The sequence below is a fragment of the Stutzerimonas kunmingensis genome, assembly GCF_900114065.1.
In the GTDB taxonomy this organism is placed as follows: Bacteria; Pseudomonadota; Gammaproteobacteria; order Pseudomonadales; family Pseudomonadaceae; genus Stutzerimonas; species Stutzerimonas kunmingensis.
The window spans coordinates 484255-501838 of the sequence record NZ_FORS01000001.1 but is presented as its reverse complement, the minus strand read 5'-3'; the positions used below and the strand labels follow the sequence as shown (position 1 = coordinate 501838).

17 protein-coding genes are annotated in these 17584 nt (G+C 61.9%); 13 read left to right on the top strand and 4 right to left on the bottom strand.

Features of this window, described 5'->3' with window-relative positions:
- The first annotated feature begins 82 nt into the window (after positions 1-82).
- The 6 genes from BM275_RS02520 (at position 83) to BM275_RS02495 (ending at position 8811) form a co-directional block, all read left to right on the top strand.
- The gene (locus BM275_RS02520) at positions 83-1111 is read left to right on the top strand and encodes an amino acid ABC transporter substrate-binding protein (RefSeq protein WP_045666765.1); all 1029 of its coding nucleotides are present in this window, start codon (positions 83-85) and stop codon (positions 1109-1111) included.
- 93 nt (positions 1112-1204) lie between these two features.
- Positions 1205-2389, top strand: a complete 1185-nt coding sequence (locus BM275_RS02515) for an amino acid ABC transporter permease (RefSeq protein ID WP_090519176.1) — start codon at positions 1205-1207, stop codon at positions 2387-2389.
- A gap of 4 nt (positions 2390-2393) precedes the next feature.
- The gene (locus BM275_RS02510; RefSeq protein ID WP_014821252.1) at positions 2394-3491 is read left to right on the top strand and encodes an amino acid ABC transporter permease; all 1098 of its coding nucleotides are present in this window, start codon (positions 2394-2396) and stop codon (positions 3489-3491) included.
- Between the two features lie 9 nt (positions 3492-3500).
- Complete coding sequence (locus tag BM275_RS02505; RefSeq protein WP_090519175.1) at positions 3501-4268, top strand: amino acid ABC transporter ATP-binding protein; 768 nt, start codon at positions 3501-3503, stop codon at positions 4266-4268.
- A gap of 125 nt (positions 4269-4393) precedes the next feature.
- Positions 4394-8290, top strand: coding sequence for a phosphoribosylformylglycinamidine synthase (purL, locus tag BM275_RS02500; RefSeq protein ID WP_090519174.1), 3897 nt, complete (start codon positions 4394-4396; stop codon positions 8288-8290).
- Positions 8291-8493: 203 nt separating this feature from the next.
- Complete coding sequence (locus BM275_RS02495) at positions 8494-8811, top strand: YqfO family protein (RefSeq protein WP_041014753.1); 318 nt, start codon at positions 8494-8496, stop codon at positions 8809-8811.
- A 48-nt stretch (positions 8812-8859) separates the two neighbouring features.
- Here the strand turns inward: BM275_RS02495 and BM275_RS02490 are convergent, their stop codons facing one another.
- Together BM275_RS02490 and BM275_RS02485 are read right to left on the bottom strand one after the other, a co-directional pair.
- Positions 8860-9363, bottom strand: a complete 504-nt coding sequence (locus BM275_RS02490) for a L,D-transpeptidase family protein (protein WP_014821249.1) — start codon at positions 9361-9363, stop codon at positions 8860-8862.
- Between the two features lie 58 nt (positions 9364-9421).
- Entirely contained in the window at positions 9422-9988 is a 567-nt protein-coding gene (locus BM275_RS02485; protein WP_014821248.1) for an NUDIX hydrolase, read from the bottom strand.
- A 219-nt stretch (positions 9989-10207) separates the two neighbouring features.
- Between BM275_RS02485 and BM275_RS02480 the strand changes: the two genes are divergently transcribed.
- The 4 genes from BM275_RS02480 (at position 10208) to purT (ending at position 12828) form a co-directional block, all read left to right on the top strand.
- Entirely contained in the window at positions 10208-10825 is a 618-nt protein-coding gene (locus tag BM275_RS02480; protein ID WP_014821247.1) for a CoA pyrophosphatase, read from the top strand.
- Positions 10826-10892: 67 nt separating this feature from the next.
- Positions 10893-11414 carry a gamma carbonic anhydrase family protein gene (locus BM275_RS02475; RefSeq protein ID WP_003303456.1) on the top strand — a complete coding sequence of 174 codons (522 nt, stop codon included), beginning with the start codon at positions 10893-10895 and terminating at the stop codon, positions 11412-11414.
- Positions 11411-11602 (top strand): DUF1289 domain-containing protein, encoded by a 192-nt coding sequence (locus tag BM275_RS02470; protein ID WP_090519173.1) that lies wholly within the window; start codon positions 11411-11413, stop codon positions 11600-11602. Before BM275_RS02475 ends, BM275_RS02470 begins: the two co-directional genes overlap by 4 nt.
- A 44-nt stretch (positions 11603-11646) precedes the next feature.
- On the top strand, positions 11647-12828 hold the full coding sequence (gene purT, locus BM275_RS02465) for a formate-dependent phosphoribosylglycinamide formyltransferase (RefSeq protein WP_090519172.1): 1182 nt from the start codon (positions 11647-11649) through the stop codon (positions 12826-12828).
- A gap of 30 nt (positions 12829-12858) precedes the next feature.
- Here purT and BM275_RS02460 read toward each other — a convergent pair whose 3' ends face one another.
- Both BM275_RS02460 and BM275_RS02455 read right to left on the bottom strand, forming a co-directional pair.
- A complete protein-coding gene (locus BM275_RS02460) occupies positions 12859-14145 on the bottom strand; it encodes an HlyC/CorC family transporter (protein ID WP_090519171.1) in 1287 nt (428 codons plus the stop codon).
- 17 nt (positions 14146-14162) lie between these two features.
- Positions 14163-14963, bottom strand: coding sequence for a cytochrome C assembly family protein (locus BM275_RS02455; protein WP_023444752.1), 801 nt, complete (start codon positions 14961-14963; stop codon positions 14163-14165).
- 246 nt (positions 14964-15209) lie between these two features.
- Here BM275_RS02455 and ffh point away from each other — a divergent pair, with 246 nt between their 5' ends.
- The 3 genes from ffh to rimM all read left to right on the top strand — a co-directional run bounded on the left by ffh (position 15210) and on the right by rimM (position 17583).
- On the top strand, positions 15210-16586 hold the full coding sequence (ffh, locus tag BM275_RS02450; protein ID WP_014821241.1) for a signal recognition particle protein: 1377 nt from the start codon (positions 15210-15212) through the stop codon (positions 16584-16586).
- 203 nt (positions 16587-16789) lie between these two features.
- Positions 16790-17041 (top strand): 30S ribosomal protein S16, encoded by a 252-nt coding sequence (gene rpsP / locus BM275_RS02445; RefSeq protein WP_003293628.1) that lies wholly within the window; start codon positions 16790-16792, stop codon positions 17039-17041.
- A gap of 5 nt (positions 17042-17046) precedes the next feature.
- Positions 17047-17583 carry a ribosome maturation factor RimM gene (gene rimM / locus BM275_RS02440; protein ID WP_090519170.1) on the top strand — a complete coding sequence of 179 codons (537 nt, stop codon included), beginning with the start codon at positions 17047-17049 and terminating at the stop codon, positions 17581-17583.
- Position 17584 lies beyond the last annotated feature (1 nt).

Sequence of the window (17584 nt, the reverse complement as noted above, 5' to 3'; positions counted from 1 at the left end):
TGCGCCGCTTCGCTGCTGCCGGTTACGCATCGAGGGGCAACAGGCCCGAACCCGAGAATAAGAAAGCAAACTGGAGGTTTCGATGATTAGGGTGAAATCCACACTGGCTGCGCTGGGTGCAGCGTCGCTGCTGGGAATCAGCGGGCTGGCGCAAGCGGGGGCGACCCTCGATGCAGTGCAGAAGAAAGGATTCGTGCAGTGCGGCATCAGTGATGGCCTTCCGGGCTTTTCCTACGCCGATGCAAAGGGGCAATACCTGGGGATCGACGTGGATGTCTGTCGCGCGGTGGCCGCGGCCGTATTCGGTGACGCCAGCAAGGTCAAGTACAGTCCGTTGACCGCCAAGGAGCGCTTCACCGCGCTGCAATCCGGTGAAGTGGACATGCTGTCGCGCAACACCACCTGGACCAGCTCGCGTGATGCGGCGATGGGCCTGAATTTCACCGGCGTGACCTATTACGACGGTCAAGGCTTTCTGGTGAACAAGGAGCTGGGTGTCAAAAGTGCCAAGGAGCTGGATGGCGCAACTGTCTGCATTCAGGCAGGCACGACTACCGAACTCAATCTTTCCGATTATTTCCGCGCCAACAACCTGAAGTACACCCCCATTACCTACGACACCTCGGACGAAAGCGCCAAGTCACTGGAGTCGGGCCGTTGCGACGTGCTCACTTCCGACCAGTCGCAGCTCTACGCCCAGCGTATCAAGCTGGCAAAGCCTGATGACTACGTAGTGCTACCCGAAGTGATATCCAAGGAGCCCCTCGGCCCGGCGGTCCGCCAAGGCGATGAGGAATGGTTCGATATCGTGCGTTGGACCTTGTTCGCCATGCTCAACGCCGAGGAATTGGGCATCACTTCGGCAAACGTCGAAGAAAAGGCCAAGAGCACCAAGAACCCTGACGTCGCCCGCCTGCTGGGTGTGGAGGGGGAATATGGTAAGGATCTGAAGCTGCCGAAGGACTGGGCGGTGCAGATCGTCAAGCAGGTCGGTAACTATGGCGAGATCTTCGATCGAAACGTCGGCGCCGGCAGCGAGCTGAAGATCGAACGTGGCCTCAATGCCCTGTGGAACAACGGCGGCGTGCAGTACGCCCCGCCGGTACGTTGACCAAGCGGGGCCGGCTACACCGGCCCCGTTTTCCAAAGGGAGAAGTGCCGCCGGCGCGCACAACGCGCCGGCGGTGCGGTATGAGGACATTCGATGCGAACCATCGACAATCCTAGGCCGGCTGGCGGGTCGTTATTGACCGACCCTCGGGCACGCGCCTGGCTGTTTCAGATTCTGGCTGTAATCACCGTCGTAGCATTCGGCTGGTACCTTTTTCACAATACTCAGACCAATCTTGCCCATCGCGGCATTACCTCCGGCTTCGGCTTCCTCGAGAATGCCGCCGGCTTCGGCATATCCCAGCACCTGATCGACTACAGCGAGAGCGACACTTACGGTCGCGTCTTCTGGGTCGGGCTGCTCAATACGCTGTTGGTCAGCGTCATCGGGATATTTCTCGCAACGGTGATGGGGTTCATCCTCGGCGTGGGACGCCTCTCAAGCAACTGGCTGATCCGCCAGCTGGCGGCGCTCTACATCGAGATATTTCGCAATATCCCGCCGTTGCTGCTGATCTTCTTCGTCTACTTCGCTGTGATCAGCCCGTTGCCTGGGCCGCGTGACAGCCTGAGCCTATGGGATGCGGTGTTCGTCAACAACCGCGGCGTGCAGATGCCGGCACCCAGCGCCGCCGATGGCTTCTGGTCATTCTGGCTGGCGTTGCTCGTAGCGCTGGTCGCGGTAGTCCTGCTCAACCGCTGGGCTCGGGCGCGGCGGCATGCCACCGGGCAGATGTTTCCGGTGCTCTGGACCAGCCTTGGGTTGTTTCTTGCCATCCCCTGGCTGATGACCTTCATTGCAGGCGTACCTTTCACCTGGGAAGTGCCGGAGTTGCAGCGCTTCAATATCCGCGGCGGCTGGGTGGTGATCCCTGAACTGGTTTCGATCGTCGTGGCGTTGTCGGTGTATACCGCGGCGTTCATCGGCGAAACCGTGCGTTCAGGCATTCAGTCGGTCAGCCATGGCCAGACCGAAGCCGCCGCTTCGCTTGGGTTGCGCCCAGGCCAGGTATTGCGGCTGGTCATCGTGCCGCAAGCGTTGCGGGTGATCGTGCCGCCGCTGACCAGCCAATACCTGAACCTGGCAAAGAACTCGTCGCTCGCCGCTGCTATCGGTTATCCAGACATGGTGTCGCTGTTCGCCGGCACGGTGCTCAATCAGACCGGACAGGCCATCGAAACCATGGCCATCACCATGAGTGTCTATCTGGCCATCAGCATCAGCATCTCGCTGCTGATGAACTGGTACAACAAGCGCATTGCGCTGATCGAGCGGTGAGCGCATGACCATCCATACCTTCAAGCCCGACCTGCCGCCACCGACGATCAGCATCGGTGCGCTCGGCTGGCTACGGGCCAATCTGTTTTCCAGCTGGATCAATACCCTGCTGACGCTGGTAGGACTATACCTGCTCTGGCTGATTGTGCCGCCGGTACTCGAATGGGCCATCTTCAAGGCCGACTGGACCGGTGAAACCCGCGCCGACTGCAGCCGCGAAGGCGCCTGCTGGGTGTTCATTCAGACCCGGTTCGGCCAGTTCATGTACGGCTTCTATCCGACGGAGCTGCGCTGGCGAGTCGATGCGGCAGCCTGGCTGGCGATCATCGGTGCGGCGCCGCTGTTCCTGCGGCAGATGCCACACAAGTTGCGCTACGGGCTGGGCTATCTGCTGGTTTACCCGCTGCTGGCCTACTGGCTGCTGCATGGTGGCTTTCTCGGCCTGCAGACGGTGCCTACCAGTCAGTGGGGCGGGCTCATGCTGACCGTAGTGATCGCTGCCGTGGGCATTGCCGGTGCTTTGCCGCTGGGCATTCTGCTGGCATTGGGACGGCGCTCGGACATGCCGGCTATTCGCGTGCTCTGCGTGACCTTCATCGAGTTCTGGCGCGGCGTGCCGTTGATCACCGTGCTGTTCATGTCCTCGGTGATGCTGCCGCTGTTCCTGCCCGAAGGCATGAGCCTCGACAAGCTGCTGCGGGCAATGCTGATGGTGGTGTTCTTCGAGGCCGCCTACATCGCCGAGGTGGTACGTGGCGGTCTGCAGGCGATCCCGAAGGGGCAGTACGAGGCGGCGGCGGCCATGGGGCTGGGCTACTGGCGCAGCACGCTGCTGGTGATCCTGCCGCAGGCGCTGAAGCTGGTAATCCCAGGCATCGTCAACACCTTCATTGCCCTGTTCAAGGACACCAGCCTGGTGATCATCATCGGCCTGTTCGACTTCCTCAACAGCATCAAGCGCGCCACCGCGGACCCGGCCTGGCTAGGCATGTCCACCGAGGGCTACGTGTTCGCCGCGCTGGTGTACTGGATGTTCTGTTTCGGCATGTCCCGCTATTCGATGCGCCTGGAGCGCAAGCTGGACACCGGCCACAAGCATTAGGAGTGATATATGAGTGATTCAAACGTGCAGGCCGAGCAGAGCAGCGAGCCGGTCATCCGCATGCAGGGCGTGCACAAATGGTTCGGCCAGTTCCATGTACTCAAGGACATCAACCTCTCCGTGCGCCAAGGTGAGCGCATCGTGCTGTGCGGGCCTTCCGGCTCCGGCAAGTCCACCACCATTCGCTGCCTCAATCGCCTGGAGGAACACCAGCAGGGGCGCATCGTCATCAACGGCGTGGAGCTGACCAGCGACCTCAAGCAGATCGAGGCGATCCGCAGCGAAGTCGGCATGGTGTTCCAGCACTTCAACCTGTTCCCGCACCTGACCGTGTTGCAGAACTGCACCCTGGCGCCGATGTGGGTGCGCAAGCTGCCGCGACGGCAGGCCGAGGAAATCGCCATGCATTATCTGGAGCGCGTGCGCATCCCGGAGCAGGCCAACAAGTTTCCCGGCCAGCTCTCCGGCGGTCAGCAGCAGCGAGTGGCGATCGCCCGTGCACTGTGCATGAAGCCGAAGATCATGCTGTTCGATGAGCCGACCTCGGCCCTCGACCCGGAAATGGTGAAGGAGGTGCTCGACACCATGGTCAGCCTCGCCGAAAGCGGCATGACCATGCTCTGCGTGACCCATGAGATGGGCTTCGCCCGTACCGTGGCGGATCGGGTGATCTTCATGGACAAGGGCGAGATCGTCGAACAGGCCGAGCCAGAGGTGTTCTTCACCAACCCGGTCAACGACAGGACCAAGCTGTTCCTAAGCCAGATCCTGCATTGATCCAGGCCGGGCCAGGCGCGCCGTCGGAGCACGCGGCGCCTGGCAGTGTTCAGCCTTAGCCTCGGCCGCCGTCATGGGCTAGAATACGCGCCCCGACTGCTCCCCCCTCCGAGGCTGTTCCGACGATGTTGATCCTGCGCGGCGCTCCCGCTCTTTCCGCCTTCCGTCATGGCAAGCTCCTGGCACAACTGACCGATAAGGTTCCCGCCGTCAGCGGGCTGTATGCCGAGTTCGCCCATTTCGCCGAGGTTTCCGGCACGCTCGGCGCGGATGAGCAGAACGTACTGACCCGCCTGCTGAAGTACGGCCCCAGTGTGCCGGTGCAGGAACCTGCCGGGCGGCTGTTTCTCGTGGTGCCTCGCTTCGGCACCATTTCGCCGTGGTCGAGCAAGGCCAGCGATATCGCCCACAACTGCGGGCTGGAGAAGGTCCAGCGGCTGGAGCGGGGCATCGCCTATTACGTGCAGGGCGAGTTTTCCGATAGCGATGCACAGCTGATTTCCGCAGCGCTTCACGATCGCATGACGCAAATGGTGCTCGATCGTTTCGAAGCAGCCGCCAACCTGTTCAGCCATGCCGAGCCCAAGCCTCTGACTGCCGTGGACATCCTCGGTGGCGGTCGCGCCGCGCTGGAAAAGGCCAACACCGACCTGGGCCTGGCCCTGGCCGAAGACGAAATCGATTATCTGGTCAGTGCCTTCCAGGGCCTCAAGCGCAACCCGCACGACATCGAACTGATGATGTTCGCGCAGGCCAACTCCGAGCACTGCCGCCACAAGATCTTCAACGCCAGCTGGGACATCGACGGCGAGAGCCAGGACAAGTCGTTGTTCGGCATGATCAAGAACACCTACCAGATGCACAGCGAGAACGTGCTGTCCGCGTACAAGGACAACGCGTCGGTCATCGTCGGCCACACCGCAGGGCGTTTCTTCCCCAATCCTGAAACCCGCCAGTACGGCGCGGTGCAGGAGCCGGTGCACATCCTGATGAAGGTGGAAACCCACAACCACCCGACCGCGATCTCGCCGTTCTCGGGTGCTTCCACCGGCTCCGGCGGCGAGATCCGCGACGAGGGCGCCACCGGCCGCGGCGCCAAGCCAAAGGCCGGTCTGACCGGTTTCACCGTCTCCAACCTGAACATCCCCGGCTTCGAGCAGCCGTGGGAACAGGCCTACGGCAAGCCGGAACGCATCGTCACGCCGCTGGACATCATGATTGAAGGCCCTCTGGGCGGCGCCGCGTTCAACAACGAGTTCGGCCGCCCGGCGCTGACCGGTTACTTCCGTACCTTCGAGCAGTCGATCAACACGCCGCGCGGCGACGAGGTGCGTGGTTATCACAAGCCGATCATGCTCGCTGGCGGCATGGGCAATATCCGTGAAGATCACGTGCAGAAGGCCGAGATCACCGTTGGCGCCAAGCTGATCGTGCTCGGCGGCCCGGCCATGCTGATCGGCCTGGGCGGCGGCGCCGCCTCCTCGGTCGCGACCGGTGCCAGCTCGGCCGATCTGGATTTCGCCTCGGTACAGCGCGAGAACCCGGAAATGGAACGCCGCTGCCAGGAAGTCATCGACCGCTGCTGGCAGCTGGGCGACGAGAACCCCATCGCCTTCATCCATGACGTCGGTGCCGGTGGCATTTCCAATGCCTTCCCGGAGCTGGTCAACGACGGTGGCCGCGGTGGCCGCTTCGAACTGCGCAACGTGCCCAACGACGAGCCGGGCATGGCCCCGCACGAGATCTGGAGCAACGAGTCCCAGGAGCGTTACGTGCTGGCCGTCAGTGCCGCCGATTTCGAGCGTTTCCAGGCTATCTGCGAACGTGAGCGCTGCCCGTTCGCGGTTGTCGGCGAGGCGACCGCAGAGCCACAACTGACCGTCACCGACAGCCATTTCGGCAACACCCCGGTGGACATGCCGCTCGAAGTGTTACTCGGCAAGCCACCGCGCATGCACCGCAGCGCCAGCCGCGAAGCGGAGCTGGGCGATGACTTCGATGCGGCTACTGTCGATCTGAATGAGGCGGTCACCCGGGTGCTGCGCCACCCAGCGGTCGCCAGCAAGAGCTTCCTGATCACCATCGGCGACCGCAGCATCACCGGCCAGGTAGCGCGCGATCAGATGGTCGGCCCTTGGCAGGTGCCGGTCGCCGACTGCGCCGTCACGGCTACCAGCTACGACGTTTACACCGGCGAGGCCATGGCGATGGGCGAGCGTACGCCGCTGGCACTGCTGGATGCCCCGGCGTCGGGCCGCATGGCCATCGGCGAAACGCTGACCAACCTGGCAGCGGCACGCATCGAGAAGATCTCCGACATCAAGTTGTCCGCCAACTGGATGGCCGCCGCCGGCCACCCCGGCGAAGACGCGCGGCTGTACGACACCGTGCGAGCCGTCGGCATGGAGCTGTGCCCGCAGCTGGGCCTGACCATTCCGGTGGGCAAGGACTCGATGTCAATGAAGACCCGTTGGTCGGAGGAGGGCGCCGAGAAAAGCGTGACCTCGCCGATGTCGCTGATCGTTTCCGGCTTCGCCCCGGTCTCTGATATCCGCCAGACCCTGACCCCGCAGCTGCGCCTGGACAAGGGCGCAACGGACCTGATCCTGATCGATCTGGGACGCGGCCAGAACCGCATGGGTGCTTCGATTCTTGCGCAGGTGTACGGTCAGCTTGGTCGCCAGGCACCCGACGTCGATGATGCCGAAGACCTGCAGGCGTTCTTCGCCGTGGTCCAGGGGCTGAACGCCGATGGTCTGCTACTGGCCTACCACGACCGTTCCGACGGTGGTCTGCTGACCGCTGTGCTGGAAATGGCGTTTGCCGGTCACTGTGGCCTGAGTCTGAATCTCGATGGCCTGCTGGAGAGTGCCGCAGATGTCGCACCGATGCTCTTCAACGAGGAGCTTGGTGCGGTGATTCAGGTGCGTCAGGACGACACCGAGATCGTGCTGGCACAGTTCAGCGCCGCCGGTCTGGGTGACTGTGTCGCGGTCATCGGTCAGCCGGTCAACAATGGCCATGTGTCGATTAAGCACGGCGAGAACGAAGTCTTCGCCGGTGAGCGCCGCCTGCTGCAGCGCCAGTGGGCAGAAACCAGCTATCAGATCCAGCGTCTGCGCGATAACGCCGAGTGCGCCGATCAGGAGTTCGACGCGCTGCTCGAAGAGGACAACCTGGGTCTTAGTGCCAAGCTCAGCTTCGACGTGAACGAGGACATCGCGGCGCCCTACATCAAGCGTGGCATTCGTCCACAGATTGCGGTGCTGCGCGAGCAGGGCGTCAACGGCCAGGTGGAGATGGCGGCGGCGTTCGACCGTGCCGGGTTCGCTGCGGTCGACGTGCACATGAGCGATATCCTTTCCGGGCGTGTCAGCCTTGAGGAGTTCAAGGGCCTGGTGGCCTGCGGTGGCTTCTCCTACGGCGACGTGCTCGGCGCCGGTGAAGGCTGGGCCAAGTCGATCCTGTTCAATGCGCGTGCACGGGATGGCTTCCAGGCCTTCTTCGAGCGCAAGGACAGCTTCGCTCTCGGCGTGTGCAATGGTTGCCAGATGATGAGCAACCTGCACGAGCTGATCCCGGGCACCGAGAACTGGCCGCACTTCGTGCGTAACCGCTCGGAGCAGTTTGAAGCGCGGGTGGCGATGGTTCAGATTCAGGATTCGCCATCGATCTTCCTGCAGGGCATGGCCGGCTCCCGTCTGCCGATCGCCATCGCCCACGGCGAAGGCCATGCGGAGTTCGAGAGCGAAGAGGCCATGCTGCAGGCAGATCTTTCCGGCACCGTGGCGCTGCGCTTCGTGGATAACCACGGCAAGGTCACCGAGCGTTACCCGGCCAACCCGAACGGCTCGCCGCGCGGTATCACCGGTCTCAGCAGTCGCGATGGCCGCGTGACCATCATGATGCCGCACCCGGAGCGGGTGTTCCGCGCCGTGACCAACTCCTGGCGCCCTGACGAGTGGCAGGAAGACGGCGGCTGGATGCGCATGTTCCGCAATGCGCGGGTCTGGGTCGACTGACCGACCGGGTCAATCTGGCCATTCCCGAGGAGCCCGTCGATAGCATATCGGCGGGCTTTTTCATTTGTGACAAAGGTCTATGAACCGGCAGCGCAAAGTGTCGTCTGAGCTATGACGCGCCGCACTATTCGGTGCGCACACGGATGGCAGAATGCCAGTTCGCTCGGCCGGTGGAGGTCGGGCTCATCTGCACGGAGAGGTCGATGTACAAGCTGTGCTTCTATGTTCCAGACAGTCATCTGGAAGCGGTCAAGAAAGCAGTGTTCGCCGCCGGCGCTGGCCGCATAGGCGCATATGACAGTTGCTGCTGGCAGGTACTGGGGCAGGGGCAGTACCGCCCGTTGGAGGGTAGCCAGCCTTTTATCGGGCAAACCGGGCAGGTGCAGCACGTTCCCGAGTGGAAGGTCGAATTGGTTGTGGCGGACGAGCTGATTCACGATAGCGTGAAGGCAATGAAGAAGGCCCATCCGTATGAAACGCCAGCGTTCGACGTCTGGCGTTTGTCCGACATGCAGTTCTAGCCAGCCGTACTGGGTGCGTGCTTAGCTGTAGCGGCGCCCCGACATCCGTTACGGGCGAATCTCGATCAGCGTGCCATCCTTCACCAGCGCCCAGATCTCGCGCATGTCGCTGTTGCTCAGCGCGATGCAGCCCTCGGTCCAGTCCAGGGTGTGGAAGAACCACTCCGGATACTCCTCATCCAGTGGCGTGCCGTGCAGCATGATCATGCTTCCAGGCGCTACGCCTTCCTGCTGTGCGCGGGCCAGGTCACGCGCGTTGGGGTAGGAGATGTGCATCGACAGGTTGTATTTGTCGCTGGTCTTGCGCCAGTCGATCCAGTAGAAGCCTTCCGGCGTGCGCTTGTCGCCTTCGCGCAGCTTTGCGCCGTCGGGTTGTTTGCCCAGCGAAACGCGATAGCTCTTGAGTGTCTGGCCAGCGCTGACCAGATGGAGTTTGCGTTCCGACTTGATTACCAGCACTTTGTCGATGGGTGAACCGCCCAGGCTGGGCGTCGCATTGGCGTGGGAGAACGCGGTAAAGGTGAGGCAGAGCAGGGCGAGCAGCCAGCGCATCGAGGCTTTCCTTCGAACTTCATCAGACCTGTATGTGCCAGCCGGTCCGGCAGACACTTCAGTCTGCGCGGGCGTGGCCCTGCTGGCGGTTGCGATAGCTTGTCACGGCCTCGTTGCGCACCGGGAAGGTCTGCTGCACCCGGTCGGCGAAGAAGCATTCTAGGGTACGGCCGATGGTCGGAAAAGCCAGCTCGGACCAAGGGATGTCTTGCTGATGAAAGAGCTTCACTTCCAGGCTTTCGTCTCCGGCACAGAAGTCCAGATCGACGAGCTCAGCGCGGAAGAACATGTAGACCTGATTGATATGTGGCAGGTCGAACAGGGTATACAGCTGCAGGTCACGCACTCTGGCGCAGGCCTCTTCGAGTGTTTCGCGCTCTGCGGCCTGCTGCATGGTTTCGCCGTTCTCCATGAAGCCGGCCGGCAGGGTCCAATAGCCCCGGCGCGGTTCGATCGCACGCCGACAGAGCAGCACGCGATCATCCCAGACGGGTACGCAGCCGGCGACAATCCTCGGGTTCTGATAGTGCACCGTTTGGCAGCTGTCGCAGACGAAGCGCGGCCGGTTGTCGCCGTCCGGTACGCGGACCAGCACCGGATCGCCGCACTGGTTGCAGTATTTCATGGGGGCCTTCCTGATTGCTCCGGAAAATATTGGGCCGTTCACACGGATTCGGCAAGGCAGCCTCTGCGCCGTTCGGGGGTGGCTCTGACCCGCCTGGTTCGCAGTTGTAACATCGATATCGCATCGAGGCGTTGGAGCTTCTCGTTTGGCGCTCTCCGGGCCTTGGGCGGCTCCGCCTTTCATGCCATGATGCCGGTCAAAGACGAAACGAGAAAATACATGCTGGACACAATACTCCACCGGGTGCGCGCTCATTCCCCGCATCTTCTGGAGCCGGAAGGCCGCCTGCCCGAGGCGGCCGTGTTGATGCCAATCACCCGCAGCGAGTCGCCGGAGCTGGTGCTGACGCTCCGCGCCGCCGGTCTTTCCACTCATGGTGGAGAAGTGGCGTTCCCCGGCGGTCGACGCGATCCGGAAGACCGCGATCTACTGCACACCGCGCTGCGTGAGGCCGAGGAAGAGGTTGGCCTGGCGCCAGGCATGGTCGAGGTCGTCGGCCCGCTCAGCAGCCTGGTGTCGGTGCATGGCATCCACGTCACGCCTTATGTCGGTCTGGTTCCGGACTATGTCGAGTACCGCGCCAACGATGCCGAAATCGCCTCCGTGTTCTCTGTGCCGCTGGAATTCTTCTGCGAGGATCCGCGGGAGGTCACGCACCGCATCGATTACCAGGGACAGAGCTGGTACATCCCGTCCTACCGCTATGGCGAATACCAGATTTGGGGCCTGACCGCGATCATGATCGTCGAGCTGGTCAATGTCATATACGACGCCGGCATCGAAATGCGCCGCGCGCCTGCCGCATTCATCGATCTGTCCGGGCGGCGCGAGCCCTGAGCTGCACCGTCGCAGGGTCGAGCGGCATTCCTGTGGCCTGAGTACAACTGACAAGAAGAGGTGTGTCGTGAAATACCGTCTGGGAGAGTCGCGGGTCGAAGCGCATCCGCAAAGCTGGGTAGCCCCTAATGCCACGCTGGTCGGCAAGATCAGGCTGGATGCTGGTGCAAGCGTCTGGTTTGGCGCCGTTCTGCGTGGTGACAACGAGTTGATCCACATCGGTGAGAACAGCAACGTGCAAGACGGCAGCGTGATGCACACTGATATGGGGCATCCGTTGACCCTGGGTACCGGCGTCACGGTTGGCCACAACGCCATGTTGCACGGTTGCACGGTCGGTGATTACAGCCTGATCGGCATCAATGCGGTGGTGCTCAACGGCGCGAAAATCGGCAAGCACTGCATCATTGGCGCCAACACCCTGATTGCCGAGGGCAAGGAAATTCCCGATGGCTCACTGGTGGTCGGCTCGCCGGGCAAAGTGGTGCGTGAGCTGAGCGATGAGCAGAAGAAGATGCTCGAAGCCAGCGCCGCTCACTACGTGCATAACGCTCAGCGCTACGCGCGTGAGCTGGAGCGCGATGAGTGAACACGCAGGAAAAGCCGGTCGCCTCGCCTTGCGTCAGTCTCTGCGCTCTGGATGAGGATGACCTGTGCGTCGGTTGCCAGCGAAGCGCGGATGAGATCCGGCGCTGGGGGTTGATGAGCAACGAGGAGCGGCGCGAGGTGCTTCAACACTGCAGCGAGCGACTTCGCCTCAGTGGCCAGCTGATGTAGGCGCGTGCCGGGTTCGTTTGTATTTCCAGAGTCGCGAGGATTCCATGCCAAGAATAGGTACACCATTGTCTTCCAGCGCTACGCGCGTCCTGCTCTGTGGCTGCGGCGAGCTTGGCAAGGAGCTGGTTATTGAGCTGCAGCGGCTTGGCGTGGAAGTCATAGCGGTCGACCGCTACGCCAATGCACCAGCCATGCAGGTTGCGCACCGCAGCCACGTGGTCGACATGCTCGACGGTGCTGCGCTGCGAGCGGTGATCGAGCAGGAGCGACCGCATTACATCGTGCCGGAGATTGAGGCCATCGCCACCGCTACCCTGGTCGAGCTGGAGGGCGAAGGCTACACCGTGATACCCACGGCCCGGGCCGCGCAGCTGACGATGAATCGCGAAGGCATTCGCCGACTGGCCGCAGAGGAGTTGGGCTTGCCGACTTCACCCTATCGCTTCGCGGATTCGCTGGAGGAGTGTCGCTCGGCGGCGATGGCGCTGGGCTTTCCCTGTCTGGTAAAGCCAGTGATGAGCTCGTCCGGCAAGGGGCAGTCGGTGTTGCGTAGCGAAGCCGATATCGATGCCGCCTGGGATTATGCGCAGGCCGGTGGTCGCGCAGGTCGAGGGCGAGTCATCGTCGAAGGCTTTATCGACTTCGATTACGAAATCACCTTGCTGACGGTGCGCCACACGGGTGGCACGAGCTTCTGTGAGCCGGTCGGCCATCGCCAGGAGAGGGGCGACTATCAGGAGTCGTGGCAGCCGCAGCCGATGGCGCCGGCGGCGATGGCCGAGGCGAAGCGCATCGCACTGGCGGTCACTGAGGCGCTTGGTGGGCGAGGCATCTTTGGCGTCGAGTTGTTCGTCAAAGGCGATCAGGTCTGGTTCTGCGAAATCTCCCCGCGTCCTCACGATACCGGCCTTGTGACACTGGTTTCGCAGGACCTGTCCGAGTTCGCGCTGCATGCGCGGGCCATTCTCGGTCTGCCGATTCCGAGCATCCGCCAGATGGGCTCGGCGGCTTCAGCGGTGATTCTGGTAGAAGGTGAATCCACCGAAGTGAGCTTCGGCAATCTCGCTGCTGTGCTTGCGGAACCGGATACCGCGCTGCGTCTGTTCGGCAAGCCCGGTGTAAGCGGCCAACGGCGCATGGGGGTCGCGCTGGCTCGGGACGTATCCATCGATGCGGCGAGAGAAAAGGCGTTGCGTGCAGCTGCTGCGGTGAAAGTGGAGCTGTGAGGCTGGCGGGCCGGCTTGCTGCCGCCCCGATTACTCGGGTTGCTGCTCGTCCGAGGATGTGTCGTCGATGGTCCAGGCGCGTACGCTTTTCACGCGGTTATCGGCCGCTTGCAGGATTTCCAGCCGGTAGTTGCCGATCTGCAAGCAGATGCCGCTATCCGGCATGTGCTCAAGGGCCTCGGTGATGAGGCCGTTGAGCGTCTTGGGGCCGTCGCAAGGCAACTTCCACCCGAGGGCCCGGTTTACCTCACGAATGTAGGCGGCGCCATCGATCACCAGCGTGCCGTCGTCCTGCGGGTGAATATCCGGGCTGCGCAGTACGTCCTGATTGCTGAACTCGCCGACGATCTCTTCGAGGATGTCCTCGAGCGTGACGATGCCGCGGACGTCGCCGTATTCGTCGACCACGATGCCGATTCGTCGCTTTTGCTTCTGGAAGTTCAGCAGCTGGGTGGAAAGCGGAGTATTTTCCGGTACGAAATAGGGTTCGTTGCAGGCTTCGAGCAGGCTTTCCTTAGTTAGCTGGTCATGACTGAGCAGGCGGGCAATCTGTCGCATATGGACGATGCCCACGATCTGGTTGATGTCGTTGCGAAACACCGGCAGGCGAGTATGTGGCGTGGTGCGCAGCTGACCGATGATCGATTCCAGATCGTCATCGAGATTGATCCCGGTAACCTCGTTGCGCGGAATCATGATGTCGTCGACAGTGACCCGCTCCAGGTCGAGAATGCCGAGCAGCATGCTCTGGCGATTCAGCGGCAGGTCGGTGCCGGATTCGCGTACGACGCTGCGTAGCTCCTCGGTGGACAGGCTGTCGTTGCCCTTGTTGGACAGGTCGACGCCAAGCAGCTTGAGCAGTCCGTTGCTTACCCAGCCGAGCATGGCAACCAGAGGATAAAGCACCTTCTGCAGCAGTTTCAGCGGCAGGCTGACCGGGTAGGCGACAATCTCTGGGCGTAGTGCGGCCAGGGTTTTCGGCGTGATTTCGCCGAAGATCAGCAAGATGATGGTCAGGCCGATGGTGGCAATCGCGATCCCTGCTTCGCCCCATAGCTGCATCGCGAGCACGGTGGCGATGGATGAGGCCAGGATGTTGACGAAGTTGTTGCCAACCAGAATGGTGCCCAGCAGGCGGTCAGGATGGGCCAGCAGTTCGCTGGCGCGCTGCGCGCCTCGATGCCCTTCCTTGGCCTGATGCCTGAGGCGGTAGCGGTTGAGGCTGAGCATGCCGGTTTCGGAGCTGGAGAAGAATGCCGAGCACAGCAGCAGAAAGACCAGCAGTCCGACCAGAAAGCCGGGGTGTAGATTTTCCACGGGTTAGCCTGTTTGCGTCAGATGTGCAGGATGAATTCGCGGACGAGCTTGCTGCCGAAATACGCCAGCATCAGCAGGCAGAAACCGACCAGTGTCCAGCGGATGGCCTTGTAGCCGCGCCAGCCAAGCTGGTGGCGCCCCCACAGCAGCAGGCCGAAGACGATCCAGGCAACCACCGAAAGGAGTGTCTTGTGGACCAGGTGCTGCGCAAAAAGGTCATCAAGAAACAGCCAGCCGGAAAGCAGTGAGGCGGACAGAAGCAGCCAACCTGCCCAGAGAAAGCCGAACAACAGGCTTTCCATCGTCTGCAGAGGCGGGAAGTTGCGGATCAGGCCCGAGGGATGCTTGTGCTTGAGGTGGTGATCCTGCAGCAGCAGCAACAAGGCCTGGAAGACCGCAATGGTCAACATGCCGTAGGCCAGGATCGACAGCAGGATATGCGCGAGTATGCCCGGCTCCTCAGCAATCGCAGGTGCAGTGCCGGATGGGGCGAACTGGGCGAAGAGTACCGTCAGGCAGCCCAGTGGAAAGAGCAGCAGCAGCAGGTTTTCCACTGGCATCCGATGCAGCGCCAGTAGTATCAGCAGGATGACAGCAGCGGCAATCAGGCTTGAGGCGGTGAAGAAGTCCAAGTGCAGGCCGCTTGGTGATATCAGTTGGATGAAAAGGCTGATCCCATGGGCAAGCAGAGCGAGCAGTCCGACTGTCAGCAGCAGACGTCTGTCCGGCACGGCGCGTTGTGCCAGACGCAAACTTTGATAACCCGTGGCGCCGGCATACAGAGCCGCGGCGGCAAGGCTGGGTAGCAGAGGGTGCATAAGTTCCGGTAACGGGCTCGAAAGGTCGTGAGTGTGGCACAAAGACCCGAGGCGCAAAAGCGGTGGCCGGGTTACGGATCGTCACGGCGTGCGATGCGCCGCATGCTGCGCCATCCATCCCTGGCTTTGGGTCGCGCGGCGGCTGGCGCGGCCAGGTAAATACGAAAAGCCGTGCAGTCGGGGTACCGGCCGGACGCCCGCACCTTCTATAATCTCGCCCTTCAGCACCCCAGCGTGGAATGGCTCATGTTCGAAAACCTAACCGACCGCCTCTCACAAACGCTTCGCCACGTCACCGGCAAGGCGAAGCTGACCGAGGACAACATCAAGGACACGCTGCGTGAAGTGCGGATGGCGCTGCTCGAGGCCGACGTCGCACTGCCGGTGGTCAAGGAGTTCGTCAATCGGGTCAAGGAGCGCGCTGTTGGCACCGAGGTCTCGAAGAGCCTGACTCCGGGTCAGGCGTTCGTGAAGATCGTTCGCGCAGAGCTGGAAGAGTTGATGGGCGCGGCCAACGAGGACCTGGCGCTTCAGGTCACTCCGCCGGCCGTGGTGCTGATGGCCGGCCTGCAGGGGGCGGGCAAGACCACCACCGTGGGGAAGCTGGCGCGCTTCCTCAAGGAGCGCAAGAAGAAGAGCGTGCTGGTGGTTTCGGCTGACGTCTATCGTCCGGCTGCGATCAAGCAGCTCGAAACCCTGGCCGGCGAAGTGGGTGTGACCTTCTTCCCTTCCGATATCAGCCAGAAGCCGGTGGAGATCGCCCAGGCGGCCATCCGTGAAGCCAAGCTCAAGTTCATTGACGTGGTGCTGGTGGATACTGCCGGTCGTCTGGCCGTTGATGCCGAGATGATGGCCGAGATCCAGGCTGTACACGCCGCGATCAATCCTGCCGAAACGCTGTTCGTGGTCGATGCCATGACGGGCCAGGACGCGGCAAACACCGCCAAGGCGTTCGGCGAAGCACTGCCGCTGACCGGTGTGGTGTTGACCAAGGTGGATGGCGATGCGCGTGGTGGTGCCGCGCTTTCGGTGCGGCACGTGACCGGGAAGCCGATCAAGTTCCTCGGCATGGGCGAGAAGAGTGACGCCCTTGAGCCTTTCCATCCGGATCGTATCGCCTCGCGCATCCTCGGCATGGGCGATGTGCTCAGCCTTATCGAGCAGGCCGAGCAGACCCTTGATCGCGAGAAGGCCGAGAAGCTCACCAAGAAGCTCAAGAAGGGCAAAGGGTTCGATCTCGAGGACTTCCGCGATCAGCTGCAGCAGATGAAGAACATGGGCGGCCTCGGTGGCTTGATGGACAAGCTGCCATCGATCGGTGGCGTCAACCTGTCGCAGATGGGGCATGCTCAGGGCGCAGCGGAGAAGCAGTTCATGCAGATGGAGGCGATCATCAACTCGATGACGCCTGCCGAGCGACGCAATCCTGACATCATCAGTGGATCGCGCAAGCGCCGTATCGCCATGGGGTCTGGTACTCAGGTGCAGGATATCGGCCGGCTGATCAAGCAGCACAAGCAGATGCAGAAGATGATGAAAAAGGTCACCGGCAAGGGTGGCATGACCAAGATGATGCGCGGCATGGGCGGCATGTTCCCAGGCGGCGGCATGCCGAAGTTCTAGAGAGTGTCTTGTCGCGGCGCTGAGCCGCGACTTAATGCGGTCTGCAGCCTGATGCCGGGTATCGCCTAGCTCCGGCTGAGACCTTTAGTAAAAGAGTTTGCAAAATCCCCGGCATTCCTTAAAATGTGCGGCCTTTCGGGCCTAGGCCCATTTTAAGTGTGTGCCTTAAGTAAGTTAGCACCGACTACAGGAACGATGTTCACATGGTAACTATTCGTCTCGCCCGTGGCGGCTCCAAGAAGCGCCCTTTCTACCACCTGACCGTGACCAACAGCCGCAACCCGCGTGATGGTCGCTTCGTCGAGCGCATCGGTTTCTTCAACCCGATCGCCACTGGTGCGGAAGTGAAGCTTTCTGTAAACCAGGAGCGCGCTACTTACTGGCTGAGCCAGGGCGCACAGCCGTCTGAGCGCGTTGCTCAGCTGCTGAAGGAAGCTGCCAAGGCCGCTGCCTGAATCTCATGAACGCAACGTCTGCTCCGGTCGATGACGTGGTTGTCATCGGCAAGATCGTTTCGGTGCATGGCGTACGCGGTGACGTAAAGGTCTATTCCTTTACTGATCCGATCGACAACCTGCTGGGCTATCGACGCTGGACGCTGAGGCGAGGCGACGAGGTGAAGCAGGTCGAGTTGGTCAAGGGGCGCCTCCAGGGGAAGATCCTGGTGGCAACGCTGAGTGGGTTGGATGATCGCGAAGTTGCGCGTACCTACGCCGATTTCGAGATATGCATCCCGCGTAGCGAACTGCCCGCCTTGGACGACGGTGAGTACTACTGGTATCAGCTTCAGGGCTTGAAGGTCATCAATCAGGCTGGGCAGTTGCTTGGTCAGATCGATCACCTGCTTGAAACCGGAGCCAACGACGTGATGGTCGTGAAGCCTTGTGCTGAAAGCCTGGACGATCGCGAGCGTCTGCTGCCTTACACCGATCAATGCGTGTTGAAGATCGATCTGGTAGCGGGCGAGATGCAGGTCGATTGGGACGCGGATTTCTGAA

Bases quoted from the DNA above. Each gene is read 5' to 3' on its own strand.
- BM275_RS02520 (WP_045666765.1), top strand. From the start codon at position 83: ATGATTAGGGTGAAATCCACACTGGCTGCGCTGGGTGCAGCGTCGCTG.
- BM275_RS02515 (WP_090519176.1), top strand. From the start codon at position 1,205: ATGCGAACCATCGACAATCCTAGGCCGGCTGGCGGGTCGTTATTGACC.
- BM275_RS02510 (WP_014821252.1), top strand. From the start codon at position 2,394: ATGACCATCCATACCTTCAAGCCCGACCTGCCGCCACCGACGATCAGC.
- BM275_RS02505 (WP_090519175.1), top strand. From the start codon at position 3,501: ATGAGTGATTCAAACGTGCAGGCCGAGCAGAGCAGCGAGCCGGTCATC.
- purL (WP_090519174.1), top strand. From the start codon at position 4,394: ATGTTGATCCTGCGCGGCGCTCCCGCTCTTTCCGCCTTCCGTCATGGC.
- BM275_RS02495 (WP_041014753.1), top strand. From the start codon at position 8,494: ATGTACAAGCTGTGCTTCTATGTTCCAGACAGTCATCTGGAAGCGGTC.
- BM275_RS02490 (WP_014821249.1), bottom strand. From the start codon at position 9,363: ATGCGCTGGCTGCTCGCCCTGCTCTGCCTCACCTTTACCGCGTTCTCC.
- BM275_RS02485 (WP_014821248.1), bottom strand. From the start codon at position 9,988: ATGAAATACTGCAACCAGTGCGGCGATCCGGTGCTGGTCCGCGTACCG.
- BM275_RS02480 (WP_014821247.1), top strand. From the start codon at position 10,208: ATGCTGGACACAATACTCCACCGGGTGCGCGCTCATTCCCCGCATCTT.
- purT (WP_090519172.1), top strand. From the start codon at position 11,647: ATGCCAAGAATAGGTACACCATTGTCTTCCAGCGCTACGCGCGTCCTG.
- BM275_RS02455 (WP_023444752.1), bottom strand. From the start codon at position 14,963: ATGCACCCTCTGCTACCCAGCCTTGCCGCCGCGGCTCTGTATGCCGGC.
- ffh (WP_014821241.1), top strand. From the start codon at position 15,210: ATGTTCGAAAACCTAACCGACCGCCTCTCACAAACGCTTCGCCACGTC.
- rpsP (WP_003293628.1), top strand. From the start codon at position 16,790: ATGGTAACTATTCGTCTCGCCCGTGGCGGCTCCAAGAAGCGCCCTTTC.
- rimM (WP_090519170.1), top strand. From the start codon at position 17,047: ATGAACGCAACGTCTGCTCCGGTCGATGACGTGGTTGTCATCGGCAAG.